Annotated in this window: 3 protein-coding genes; 2 read left to right on the plus strand and 1 reads right to left on the minus strand. The window is 65.4% G+C overall.

The genetic code is table 11. The features are described 5' to 3' along the window. The first annotated feature begins 278 nt into the window (after positions 1–278). Together JFT44_RS26090 and JFT44_RS26095 are read left to right on the plus strand one after the other, a co-directional pair. Positions 279–1,469, plus strand: a complete 1,191-nt coding sequence (locus tag JFT44_RS26090; RefSeq protein WP_076965000.1) for a substrate-binding domain-containing protein — start codon at positions 279–281, stop codon at positions 1,467–1,469. 189 nt (positions 1,470–1,658) lie between these two features. Continuing rightward, positions 1,659–13,970: a filamentous hemagglutinin family protein gene (locus JFT44_RS26095; protein WP_076965001.1), complete on the plus strand. Its 12,312-nt coding sequence runs from the start codon at positions 1,659–1,661 to the stop codon at positions 13,968–13,970. A 150-nt stretch (positions 13,971–14,120) separates the two neighbouring features. Here the strand turns inward: JFT44_RS26095 and JFT44_RS29245 are convergent. After that, positions 14,121–14,201, minus strand: an 81-nt coding sequence (locus JFT44_RS29245) for an IS3 family transposase (protein ID WP_130898233.1), incomplete at its 5' end; no start/stop codon positions are given.

Raw genomic sequence — 14,201 nt, forward strand, 5'->3', positions numbered from 1 at the left:
CGCACGGCCCGCCCGCCATCGTCGAAACACTCCCTGAAACCTCGCTGTCACCCACCCCGATAAAAGCCACAATCATTGCCAAAACACCCGAGAATCTTTTTAAAAATCAAGCTGTTCCTCCCGAGGTTTTTTCCCTTATCTGTCATCGGAAACTGCGACCTTCGTGTCCATGGCCTCGCCCCGCAAGCCCGCTGGATCACGGCGTGTGAACCGAGTGCCATGGCGTCATGCAAGAGCCATCTACCTCAACGTATGAATACGACGAAAGGAGCTTCTTCATGTTTAAGCGCAACGTTCTCGCGGTATCCATGACCCTCGCGGCCCTCTGCTCGGCCCAGGCTGCATTCGCTGATGTCAACGGCGGTGGCGCAACCCTGCCACAGCCGCTGTACCAGACGCCCGGCGTACTGACTGCCGGTTTCGCCGCCTACATCGGTGTCGGCAGCGGCAACGGCAAGGCCGCGTTCCTGGAAAACAAATACGACAAGCTCGTACCCGGCGTGACCACCAAGAACGTGCACTGGGCCGGCAGCGACTCCAAGCTCAGCGCCACTGAATTGTCCACCTATGCCTCTGCCAAGCAGCCAGGCTGGGGCAAGCTGATCCAGGTGCCGTCGGTGGCCACTTCGGTGGCCATTCCTTTCCGCAAGAGCGGTGCCAATGCGGTTGACCTGAGCGTCAACGAGCTGTGCGGTGTGTTCTCCGGGCGTATCAACAACTGGAGCCAGATCACCGGCGCTGGCCGTAGCGGTGCAATCACCGTGGTTTACCGCAGCGAAAGCAGCGGCACCACCGAACTGTTCACGCGCTTCCTGAACGCCAAGTGCGCTGAAACCGGCAGCTTCGCCGTTACCACCACCTTTGCCAACAGCTACAGCGGTGGCCTGCCGGCCGGTGCCGTTGCGGCTGCCGGCAGCCAGGGCGTGATGAGTGCCTTGAACGATACGACTGTCGCCGAAGGCCGTATCACCTACATGAGCCCTGACTACGCGGCCACCACCCTGGAAGGCCTGGACGACGCGACCAAGGTCGCTCGCGTCGGCAAGGACGTGGCAAGCAACACCGAAGGTGTATCGCCTGCTCCGGATAACGTTTCCGAGGCGATTGATAACGTTTCGGTGCCCGCCGTGGCTGACCGTGGCAACCCGGACAAGTGGGTACCTGTGTTCGGTAAAAACGGCGTGGCCGGCGTGGTGCCTTACCCAACGTCGGGCTACCCGATCCTGGGCTTCACCAACCTGATCTTCAGCCAGTGCTATATCAACGGCACCCAGTCCAACCAGGTCCGTGACTTCTTTGCCCAGCACTACGGCGAGACCGTGAACAACGATGACGCCATCCGCGCCAACCGTTTCGTGCCACTGCCAGACTCCTGGAAAAGCGCGATCCGCAGCAGCTTCCTGACCGCCAGCAACCCGCTGAGCATCGGTAAGACCGACGTCTGCAACGGTATCGGTCGTCCGCTGTAACGCCCGCGTTCCTCGACCTGCAACCCCTGATCAGCAACGGCCTGTGCCGTTGCTGATTTTTTATTGGCTCACCCCGTAGCCGCTGCCGAGCCCAGATGAATTTTCCATGACAGAAGTTCAGTGCTGCCCCTCGCCAACCGCCTACCTCCCATACGTGATGTGCATCTCCACACAGAAGGATGATTCCAGATGGTCCGCTGCAAACCACCGGTAAACCTGAATGCCCGCGGCCCGAGCGGCCAGACTGTCTTGCGCCTCAAGCCGCTGGCCCATGCCATTGCCTTGTTGCTGGTGGCGGGCAGTGCCCAGGGGGCTACGGCGTTCAGTTCCGGCTGGTTTGCCGCCAAGGGCGCGTCCCAGGCAGCCACGGCGGCGCGGCCGGGGGCGCAGGTGCCGGGGATGCCGCCGCCGTTGTCCCAGCAGGCGCGGGTCAACCAGCAGATGCAGCGCTCACTGAGCACCCTCAACAACAGCGTAGCGGCGATTGCCGCCCAGCAGGCTGCCCAGGCGGCCGGGCGCCAGGCCGCGTTGGGCCAGGTCTCGACGATTCCCGACGGCTTGGGCAAGGGCGGTTTGCAGGTCGATAACAGCCTGACCCAAGGCTGGATCAACGCCAAGGGCCCGACCCAAAGCCAGGCCGGTGGCCAGACCACGGTGAGCATCGAACAGACCGCCGACAAGGCCATCCTCAACTGGGAAACCTTTAACGTCGGGCGCAACACCACCGTCGACTTCCAGCAGCAGTCCAACTGGGCCTTGCTCAACCGCGTCAATGACCCCAACGCGCGCCCCAGTGAAATCCAGGGCCAGATCAAGGGCGCTGGCACCGTGATGATCATCAACCGCAATGGCGTGGTGTTCAGCGGCAGCAGCCAGGTCAACGTGCGCAACCTGGTGGCGGCGGCGGCGGCGATCACCGACGAGCAATTCACCCAGCGCGGGATCTACTTCGACGCCACTGGCACCCAGCCAACGTTCACCGATGCCGCGGGCAAGGTCCAGGTGCAGCGGGGGGCGCTGATCCAGACCCATGACGCGGCGACGTCCACCGATGCCGGTGGCTATGCCTTGCTGTTGGGTACGGAAGTGGAAAACGCCGGCACCCTCATCACCGCCAAAGGCCAGACGACCCTGGCCGCCGGCGACAGTTTTTACATCCGCAAGGGCGTGGGTACCGCCGGCAATGCCCGTTCCACCACACGCGGCAATGAAGTCGCCAGCAGCCTCAAGGCCGGCAGCAGCGCGGGCAGCGTGACCAACAGCGGGCTGATCATGGCCGCTACCGGCGACATCACCCTGACCGGGCACACCGTGCAGCAAAACGGCGTAGCCCTGGCCAGCACGTCGGTGGACACCCGTGGCACCCTTCACTTACTCAACTCGGCCAGCGACACCACCGGCAGCGTCAGCCTGGGCGAAGGCAGCACCACTGCGATCCTGCTCGACAGCAGCGGCACCACCGCGCTCAACAACCAGCGCGAAAATGGCCTGGTCAATCTCGACGGTCTGGTGAACCCCCAGGCCAGCGGGCAGTTCAATAACCTGGGCAGGGTGGCCGACCGTACCGATCAGTCGCGCATCGAGATCGTCAGCGGCGGCACCGTGGACTTCCAGAAAGGCTCGATAACCCTCGCCACCGGTGGCCAGGTCGCGGTCAGCGCCGGCCAGCGCAGCCTGGTGCGCGAGGGGGCGATGATCGACGTGTCCGGCGCCATCGGCGTCAAGGTGGCGATGCAAGCCAACAACATCAAGATCAACGTGCAGGGCAACGAGCAGCGCGATGCGCCGGTCAACCGCGATGGCGGGCAATTGATCAACAACGATGTGTGGGTCGATCTGCGCGAGTTGGTGTTTGTACCGGCGGGTACCAACGGCTACGCGACGGACCGCTGGTACACCGCCGGCGGCCTGCTGGAAGTCGGTGGCTATCTGGGCACGCAAGGGCACTCGGTGGGCGAGTGGATGGCCCAGGGCGGTAGCGTGACGTTCACGGGGGATGACGTGGTAACCCAACAGGGTGCGCAGATCAATCTGTCGGGCGGCACCGTGGATGTGCAGGGCGGTTATGTCCAGCAAACCTGGCTCAAGGGCTCGGACGGGCGCTTGTATGAGCTGTCGAAGGCACCGGGCGATATTCTCTACGCCGGGCTTTACAAAGGCTTTGCAGACACCAGCGAACGCTGGGGCCGTACCGACCTGTACTACAACCCGCTGATCGCCCCCCAGCGACGTTTCGAGGCCGGTTATACCGTGGGCCGCGATGCCGGCAAGCTGGTGATCGGTACCGGCAATGCGGTGCTTGAAGGGCAGTTGATCAGTGATGTGTTCCAGGGCGAGCGCCAGACCCAGGCGCCGAACATCAACCTCGACGGTTACCAACAGTCGCAGAAGGCCCAGGCCCAACGTGCGCAACTGATCATTGGCCAGTACACGCCGATCTTCAACAAAAGCACCGGCACTCTGCGTTACGCCCTGACGCCGGGTATGGAGCAGGTGCTGATCGAAGGCGGCACACAAAAAATCGCCGCCGGCCTCGACCTGGGCACCGCGCTGCCGGCCGGGCGCCAGGGCACGCTGGTGCTCGACAGCGCGCAACTCAACGGCTTCCAGTTGGGCGCGATCAAGGTCGGCGCCAAGCAGCAGATTACGGTCAATGGTGGGTTGTCGGTGGCCGACGGTGGCGATATCACCCTGTACGGGCCCCAGGTGGCGGTCAACGCCAATCTGACCGCCCACGGTGGCAGCCTCCACGCCGGCAACGTGCTCAGTCAGGTCAACCTCAATCGGCAGAATGCCGTTGAAGAGGTGATTCTGGCGGGCAGCGGGCACGTCGCGGTGGCCGCCGGGGTGGTGCTGGATGCGTCCGGGCGTTGGAACAACCTGGCCCTGCAGCCGTCGTTCACCGAGGGTGTGGCTTATGCCAATGGCGGCAAGGTGGCGCTGCGTGGCACCGGCGATGTGAGCCTGGGGGCACAGAGCCTGGTGCAGGTGTCTTCGGGCGCTACGGTCGGCCAGGATGGCAAGGTCAGCGGTGGCAAGGGCGGCAGCGTGACGTTGGGCGCGCAGGGCGCCCTGGTGTTGGGCGGTGAGATTCGCGGTTATGGCGTCAGCGGTGGCGGCACCCTGGCGTTGCAGTCGCGCCAGGTATTGATCGGCGATGCAGGCAGCCCGGACGCGGGCACCCTGCACCTGGCGGGGGACTTTTTCAAGAAAGGGTTCTCGGCGTATGACATCACCGGCAACGAAGGGTTGATTGTTGCTGACGGCACTCAGGTCGGGGTCGAGGTGCCGGTGTACCGGGTTGGCGAGCAGGTGCAGACGCTGCCGAGTGGCACTGATCCGGCGAGCCTGATGCAGGTGTGGACACCTGAGTTGTATCAGCAGGACGCGCTCAAGAGCGTGCTGAGCCAGCGGCGCGGTGCCAGCTTGAGCCTCACGGCCGGGCACCTCGACTCCAGCGCTGCGCAATTGGCCAGCACCGCGCTGAGCGTCGGCCAGGGCGCGGTTATCACGGTCGATCCGGGCCAGGCCATCAATTTGCGCAGCGTCGGCCAGTTGACCGTCAACGGTTCGCTCAACGCCTGGGGCGGTAGCGTCAGCCTGGGCGGGCTGAACGTGGCCAGTTCCGAGGCGGTGAATGCCGCAGGTCATGGGCGTTCGATCTGGGTCGGCGAGCAGGCGCTGATCGACGTGGCGGCGCGGGCGGCAAGCGCCGTGGACAATCGTGGCCGCCACTATGGCCTGGTACGCAATGGCGGCAGTATCAGCCTCGGTGGCACGATCAACCTCGCTACCGGCATTGCCCAGGCCAGTGATGTGTTTGTGGTGGTGCGTGACGGTGCGCGCCTGGAGGCGTCCGGGGCCCAGGCGGACCTGGACCTGCCGGGCCAGGGCCGGGTACCGGTGGCCAGCAATGGCGGCAGTATCAGCCTTGCCTCCAACAATGGCCTGTACCTGGACGGGCGCTTTGTGGCCCGGGCCGGTGGTGCCGGGGCCTCGGGCGGCAGCCTGGCCCTGGCCCTGGAAAGCCCTTACTACCTCAGGAGCGCGGTCAGCGACCGCGTGCTCAAGGCGCGGGAACTGTTACTCAGCCAGACCCACCAGCCCAGCACGCTGGCGGGCACTGCCGAGGCCGCGGCTGCGGAGCTGGAGTACGGGCATGCTCGCCTGGGCGTGGACCAGGTCAGCGCCGGCGGGTTCGACAACCTGGCCTTGCTGAGCAATGGTCTGCTGAATGTTGACGGTGATCTGTCGCTGCACATGGGCCAGAGCCTGCGTCTGTACAGTGGCGCTCTGGGGCTGAGTGAGCAGGCTGCGCAGAATGCCCGGGTCAATCTGTCGGCACCGCACCTGCTGCTGGCGGGCATCCTTGCGCCCTTGGAGGCCAAGGACCAATACCAGCATCCGGTGTTGACCAGCGCCATGTCGCAACGCGCCAGCCAGGCGCAGTTCACTGCCAGTGCCAATCTGCTGGAGGTGCGCGGCAATGTGTTGTTCGGCAACAAGAGCAACCTGACCCAGGCCGACAACAGCCAGTTGAGCGTCGACCGCCGTGGTTTCGATGACGTGCAGCTGAGCAGCCAGGGCGACCTGCGTTTTCTCGCGGGGGCCAGCGCCGATGCGGTCGCCCAGGGGATCAGTACGCAGATCATGACCCGGGGCGACATGACCCTGCAGGCCGCGCAGTTGTACCCGGCCACCGAAGTCGGCGCGCGGGTGCTGGCCGGTTACCTGGATGGGGTTGACGGTTACGACCCGACGCGCACCCTGACCATCGCCCGTGCCGGCAACGAGACGGGCGCGGTGCCTTACTCGGCCTTCGGTCGCCTGCAACTGGGCGGCCCGAGCATCAGGCAGGGCGGGGTGGTGCGTGCGCCCCTGGGGTTGATCGAGGTCGGCATCCTGGGCACCCACAAGGTCGAACTGCTGCCCGGCAGCCTGACTTCGGTGAGCGGCAAGGGCCTGGTGCTGCCCTACGGCGGCACGGTGGATGGCCAGGTCTACCAGTACAACGGCAAGACGGTGTCGTTCCTCGGCCAGGGGGCGATTGCCAACCTCAATGGCGATCTCAGCGTGGGGGTAATCCTCGGTGGGCAATCGGTGGCGGTGCTGCCAGAGGCCACGCTGGACCTGTCCGGCGGCGGCGAACTGCTCGGTGCCGGGTTTATTTCCGGCCGTGGCGGCTCCACCGATGCGCGTTATAACCCACTGATGCAGGTCGGCACCCACGGCGGCTTTGTCCTGCCGGGCCTGGGCAGTAACCCGGTGTACGCCATCGTGCCCGGCGCGCAACCGGGTTATGCCCCGGTGGCCCCGGAGGGGGGCGCAGTCGATCCGTTGCTCGGCCAGCAAATCACCCTGGACGCTGGCGTCCCGGGGCTGGCCGCAGGCACCTATACCCTGATGCCCTCCACCTATGCGCTGATGCCGGGGGCGTTCCGTGTCGAAATCAACGGCCTCGCGGGGCGCGGCACCGAAGAGGTGCCACAGGCGCTGCGCAATGGCTCCTGGTCGGCTGCCGGGCGCTTGTCCATCGTCAACACCGGGATCAGTAACCGGGTCGCCAGCCAGGTAATCCTGACCTCGGCCGACACCCTGCGCCGCTACTCCCAGTACAACGAAACCGGCTATGCGCAGTTCGCCGTGGCTGATGCGGCCAAGCTCGGCGTGCCACGGGCGTTGCTGCCGGTGGATGCCAAGACCCTGAAACTGGCGTTGCACCCCGGTGGTGGGGCGAACGCCTTTTCGTTCGCCGGTATCGGCCGCTTTGAGGCGGCCACCGACGGTTTTGCCGGCACTGTTGCAGTGATGAACATGGGAACCGGCGGGATCGAAGTAATGGCGCCAGGCAAGGCCGCCACGGAGGGGTTCGAGGGCGTCAGCGTGGGGGCGGCCAGCCTCAATGCGCTGGGCGCGGCACGCCTGATGATTGGCGGGATGACCCAGGTTTCGTATGGCCAGAGCGGTAACTACATCAACGTGGTCGGCGCCAACAGTAGCTCTATTACCTTGCGTGAAGGGGCGAGCCTGGCCGCACCGGAAGTGTTCCTGGTGAGCTCCACCGGCGAGATCGTCATGGAGCAGGGCGCCTCGATCAATACCCTTGGCCGGGGCAAGGCCAGTTATGACGCACGAGACGGTTTCGTCTACCAGGTGGCGAATATGCTGGCGGTCTCCAACGGTTTGCTCAACGTGGTCAACGCCGTGCAAGCCGGCGGCGCAGCCAGTGGCGGGATCAATCTGGGGGCGTGCAACAGCGCGCCCTGTAGCGGCCAGACTGCCCTGTATTCCGAGGGCAGTATCGTCGCCCTGACCGACAAGACGTTGCAGATGGGGGATGAGGTGCGCTACGGCACCCGTCACCTCAACCTGGGGCTGGCGAGCATTAACGTCGGCAGCCCTGAAGCCCTGGCTGCAGCGGCGGCCGGCAATCGCCTGCCGGCCGGCATGACCCTGACCCAGCAGGTGCTGGACCGCTTGTTGCGTGGTGACACGCAGTTCGGCGCGCCGGCCCTGGAAACCCTGCAACTCTCGGCCCGCGACAGCTTCAACTTCTATGGCTCCAGTGCCCTCGACACCTATGACGCGGTGACCGGCAAGTCGTTGCTCAGCCGCCTGATGCTGGCTGCCCCGGCGATCTACGGGGCCGGCAGCGCCAGTGATGTGGCGAGCATCCACACCGCCAACCTGATCTGGCTCGGCGCTGAAACGCCGGCCGTTGCCGCCATCGACGGCGGCGCCGGCAGCGGTAATGGGCGCCTGGATATCCAGGCCGAACGCATCGAGTTCGGCTATGGCGACTTTGCCCAGCCGAGCACGACCAAGCGCTTCGATCGCCTGGCGCTGGGGTTTGCCCACGTCAACCTCAGTGCCAGTGAGCGCATCACCGCCAACCACAAGGGCAGCCTGTCGGTCTATCAGCGCCAGGGGGCCTATGATCCGCTCAAGGGCTTTGCCTATACCGGCGGCGACTTGAGCATTCTCACGCCACTGCTGACCGGCGAGGCGGGCTCGGTAAACCGCATCACCGCCGGCGGCACCCTGGATATCGGCGCCTCGGCGGGGGCCCGGGGCAAGGTCGAGGGCCTGGGCGGCGAGCTGTCGCTGCAGGGCGACAGCATTCGCCTGGCCAGCGCGGTGGTGCTGCCCAGCGGCAAGGTCACCCTCGACGCCCGTGGCGACGTGGTGTTGACCGATGACGCACTGATTGATGTGGCCGGTCGCGCCATCGTCTTCAACGACCTGACTAAATATGGCGTGGGGGGTGAGGTATCGCTGCAAAGCCGCGAAGGCAATGTGCTGCAGGCCACCGGCTCAACCATCGACCTGTCGGCGCAGCACAACCAGGCGGGCAAGCTGCGGGCCGTGGCCGTGGGTGACACAGGCGGTGTGGTTGACCTGGCAGGCAAGCTTCTGGCAGGCAGCAGCGGTTATTACGATGCCGGCGGCACCCGAGTGCCGTACCTGGCCGGTACGGTTGAAATCCAGGCCCAGCGCCTGGGCACCAGCGGCATCCTGGACGAACAGTTTGCCGCCCTCAACCAACGGCTCAACCAAGGCCAGGTGTTTGGGGCGCGCAGCTTCCAGCTCAAGCAGGGCGACCTGAGCATCGGCAATGAGGTCAAGGCCAACAGCGTCAGTGTCTCGCTGGACAATGGCAGCCTGCGCGTCACCGGGCGGGTGGATGCCAGTGGCGAGCGGGTGGGCAGCATCAACCTGACGGCCAAGACCGGCCTGACCCTGGACGGCAGCGCCGTGCTCGATGCCCATGGCAGCCAGTTGCGGGTGGACAGCCATGGCCAGATCATCGACGCGCCGAACCGCGCCATGGTGGTGCTGGGTTCGGGCCAGGGCCAGTTGACCCTGGCCGATGGCGCGCGTATCGACCTGCGCCATGGGACCGATGGGGGCGTGGGCCATGACGGTCGCAGCCGTGGCACCCTGGAGCTCAATGCTCCGCGCTTGAACAGTGATGACATTGCCATTGATGCCCGTGGCCGCCTGGATATCCAGGGCGCGCGCTCGATTGCCCTCAACGGCATGATCAGCTACGACGATGCGCCGACCAAGACCGATGCCACGGCCAGTGGGCGTCCGTACCAGGTGATCGACCAGAAGTACCTGGACAAAAAACATGAGCTGAGCGTGCTGTTTATCAACGCAGCCCTCAGCAACCACGACCTACTGAATAACAAGCTCGCGGGCCTGAATAACGCCACGTACGCCGACGCCTTGCATCTGCGGCCGGGGGTGGAGATTGTCAGCAAGACGCCCCAGGGTGACCTGGTGGTGCAGGGCGACCTGGACCTGTCCGGTTATCGCTACGCCAGCCTCAACCCACATACCCAGAAAAACCCGGATGTGTATGGCTCCGGCGAAGTCGGCCGCTTGACCCTGCGCGCCGGCGGCGACTTGAATATCTACGGCAGCATCAACGACGGCTTTGCCCCGCCACCGCCGAGCGACGATGACAACGGCTGGGTGCTGCTCCCCGGGATCAATTACACCGGCGGCACCCAAGTAGTGCCAGGCACGGGCGTGACCCTGGCCGACGGCACCAGGTTTCCGGCGGGCGCGATCCTCAACTTCGATGTGTCGATCAAGGCCCTGAGCCTGGCGAACGGTACGCGGTTGCCGGTGCCGGTGACCCTCAGCCAGCCCCTGGTACTGCCTGCCGGTACGGTACTGGCGGCGGCGATACTCGACGGCTCGGGCACGCAGCTGTTCGCGGCGGGGACGCTGCTGAGCCAGAGCCAGACCCTGGAGGCCGGCACGGTTCTGGGGGCCGGTACCCTGTTGACCAGCAACACCAGTGTCAGGGCGATGATCTGGCCCAAGGGCGTGCCATTGCCCGGGCGTCTGGGCAGCACTGCGTTCGTGACCCTCAATGGCAGCAAGGCACTGCCCCGTGGCGCCTTGTTGCCGGCCGGCACCAATGTGAAGTTGGCAGGCAATGCGAAGTCGGTGAAATTGCGGGTCGAGGAGGCCGGCCGCCAGGGCAAGAACTGGGGCGTTGCGCCGATGCTGACGGAAGGCTCCCAGGCGTGGGAGATCCGCCTGGTGGCCGGGGCCGACACCCAGGCGGCCGACAGTAGCAGGCTGCAAGTTTCTCCAGTGACCGGCAACCTGCGTCTGGCCGACAGCCATTACGGCATGTTCGCCCAGGGCGTGCTGGTCTGGACCGAGCAGGGTTCCATCGACAATTACGGCGACACCAGCATGGTCGGCAAGCCCGTGAGCCCTGGCAACCTTGGAACCTGCACGGACTACCCCGGCTCCTGTGAGTCGGGCGGTGATGCCTACAGCCTGGTGGCGGGGGGCAGTAGCCGTTTCAGCGTGGTCCGCACCGGCGCCGCCGACCTGGACTTGCTGGCCGCTGGCAATCTGAGCATGGAATCGCTGTACGGGGTCTACACCGCTGGCAGTTCTTCCACGGGTACCTCGGCCAACGACCCCTACAACCTGCCGCGGGCGCTTGGCGAAAACGCCAAGGTGTTGGGCAATAGCGTGGGTGGCAACGAGAAACTGGTCAATGGCAGCGCAGACAGTGTGTACCGCGCCTGGTATCCGGAGGCAGGCGGCAACCTGTCGTTGAAAGTGGGTGGGAACCTGACCGGTAACATCACCAGCCCGTCACTCAGTGCCTCGGGGCGTCCGGTCCGCAACGATCGCGGCCAGGATTCGGCGAATGTCGGCAACTGGTTATGGCGCCAGGGCAATGGTTTGAGTGGCTCGGCGGCACAAGCGACGGCCTGGTGGATCAATTTTGGTACCTACGCCAGCAACCTTGCCCTGGCGGGGGGCGCCGACCAGATGGTGGGCTTCACCGGCTTCGGTACGTTGGGCGGGGGCAACCTGAATGTCGACGTGGGCGGCGATGCCGGGATCATCCGGCCATTGGCTGCCGGTTATGTGCCCCAGGCGGTGAACTTGCGCAGCCAGGGGTTGGTGTTGGCGGTGGGCAGCACCGGGCGCGTGGCGCCTGACGGCAGCCTGCAGTTGACCGGCGGTGGCGACTTGAACCTGCGGGTCGGCGGTGCCGTGAACCCAGGCAGTCAGATTACCCAGGACCACCTCAACGGCACGCTGGTAAACCTGCGTGGGCACGTGCAACTGACCGGCGGCGCCCTGGGCAGCCTGACCTTGCGTTATGGCAGCCGGGTGATCGACCAGAGCCCCGGCGAAGTCCGCGCCTATGATCCACTGCGCGCCACGTCAGCCGCGGCGGCCGGTGGCTTGAGCCTGTTACCCGGTGATGCCACCTTCAACCTGGCCACCCGTGGCGACCTGGTGCTGCAGGATGTGGCCGATCCAGGGCGCGTCGCGCAGACAAATGCCTTGGCCTACGTTAACGACGGGGTCAACGGCGTAGGGCAGAGCTGGTTCAGCCTGTGGACCCGCAACACGGCAGTGGACCTGTTTTCGGCCGGTGGCAACCTTACGCCGCTGACGCAAACGCTGGAGACGGATATGGCGGCGGTCTATCCCGCCACATTGCGCGCGGTGGCCGCCAGCGGCAGCCTGTATTACGGGCGTGCCGCGACCGCCAACCCTGGCTCGCTGCCACCGCTGGCGGCACTGGTGCTGGCGCCATCGGCCAACGGTCAATTGCAATTGCTGGCTGGGGATTCGATCTATGGCGGCGACCTCACCGTCAGCCGTTCCAGCGCCGCGCCGGACAGCATGGCGACGATCCTCAACCCGGCGTTCCTGGGCTTCGTCAACTCCCTGCCCATCGCGGGCAGCGGCAACCTTTCCGGCGATAGCAACATTGCGCGCCTGGGGCTTTTCCCGCTGTTCACCTTCGGTGCCAACACGGCCAGCACGTCGTGGGGCGATACCCTGGAACCTGCGCGTTTTTATGCGTTGAGCGGTGACCTGCTGGGCGTCAACAGTGGGCGTGCCCTGACCATCACCAGCGCCGGAGACCCGCGTGTGGGGCAAACGTTTTATGAGGGCGCAGGCCCGGTCTGGATGCGGGCGGGGCGTGACATCGTCAGCAGCGGCACGCGCCTGGGGGGCGCCAGCGGTGGCGAAGTGGATACCGGTGAATATGCCTTCGACGCCAACCTGTTCGTGCATAACGGCCTGACTGACATCTCCATTGTCAGTGCCGGGCGCGACATGCTCTACAGCAACTTCAATGTCGCAGGGCCCGGCACCCTGGAGTTGACGGCAGGGCGCAACCTCCTTATGGAGGACAAGGTCAGCGTCAACAGCCTTGGCGCCGTGGCCGCAGGTGACAGCCGTCCCGGCGCGAGCATCGTCATGCTGGCGGGTGTTGGCCCCAACGGTCCGGACTACCGGCGCTTTGTCGAGACTTACCTGAATCCTGAGAACCAACTGCAGACGGGCGAGCCTTTGACGCTGCTGGGAGGCAAAGTCGCCAAGACCTACGAACGCGAACTGGCCGGGTGGCTGGCCGAGCGCTTCGGGTTTGTCGGTGACAGTGAACAGGCCCGCGCCTACTACGCGGCGCTGTCGGCGCAGCAGCAGCGGGTGTTTGCCCGTGAGGTGTACTTTGCCGAACTCAAGGCCGCCGGTCGCGAATACAACCAGGCTGGCGGCGTGCGCGAGGGCAGCTATGTGCGGGGGCGGGCGGCGATTGCCGGGTTGTTCCCGGACAAGGACGTGGCCGGCAATGCCATCGCCTACAAGGGCGATATCACCCTGTTCGGCGGTGCCGGGGTGCACACCAATTTCGGTGGCTCGATCCAGATGCTCACCCCGGGTGGTGGCCAGACATTCGGCATCGAGGGGGCGGCACCGCCGTCCACCGCCGGGGTCATTACCCAGGGCGCGGGGGATATCCAGCTGTATTCCCTGGACAGCATCCTGCTGGGCCAGAGCCGGATTATGACCACCTTTGGCGGCTCGATCATGGGCTGGTCCGCCGCAGGCGATATCAACGCCGGGCGGGGTTCCAAGACCACCGTGGTCTACACCCCGCCACGGCGTGTGTATGACAACTGGGGCAACGTCAGCCTGTCGCCGTCGGTGCCGAGTACCGGTGCGGGGATCGCCACGCTTAACCCGATCCCGGAAGTGCCGGCAGGGGACATCGACCTGATTGCGCCGTTGGGCACCATCGACGCCGGTGAAGCGGGGATTCGTGTGTCGGGCAATATCAACATTGCCGCGCTGCGGGTGGTCAACGCGGCGAATATCCAGACCCAGGGTAAATCGTCCGGGGTGCCGGTGTCGGCGGCGGTCAACACCGCGGCCATGAGCTCAGCCAGCGCGGCGGGGGCAGCGGCATCCCAGGCCGCCGAAGACGCGGCCCGCAACCAACAGGCTGCAGCGCGCCAGGGCCGGGCGTCGATCGTCACGGTGGAAGTGCTGGGGTTTGGCACCGAGCCGGTGCAACGCCGGGAGGAAGAAGCACGCCGGGCGCCGACCTACAACCCCGACAGCCCGGTGCAGGTGCTGGGGGCGGGGCCGTTGAGCGAACAGGCCAAGGCACGGCTGACGGATGAGGAGCGGGGGCAGATCAGTTTGTAAGGTTCACACGGTGAGGGCGAGCTTGCCTGCGGTGGCTATAGGTATCTACACAACTCCTTTCTGGGGTTGTGTACATATCCGTTGCTGCGGTCACGGCCACTTAGGGTTCCGCCCTTACGTGAACTGCCCCCCGAATGTTGGACAGGGACGCTATTGATTCAGCGTCTGGATACGAAATTGTACCGGACTCAAGCCATTCAGTCTGAGGCTTATGCGGTCTTGGTTGTAGTA

It is taken from the genome of Pseudomonas sp. MF5691, from assembly GCF_016405645.1.
GTDB classification, from domain to species: domain Bacteria; phylum Pseudomonadota; class Gammaproteobacteria; order Pseudomonadales; family Pseudomonadaceae; genus Aquipseudomonas; species Aquipseudomonas shahriarae.

Excerpts from the sequence above, each read along its gene's own strand:
- JFT44_RS26090 (WP_076965000.1), top strand. The coding sequence starts at position 279 with ATGTTTAAGCGCAACGTTCTCGCGGTATCCATGACCCTCGCGGCCCTC.
- JFT44_RS26095 (WP_076965001.1), top strand. The coding sequence starts at position 1,659 with ATGGTCCGCTGCAAACCACCGGTAAACCTGAATGCCCGCGGCCCGAGC.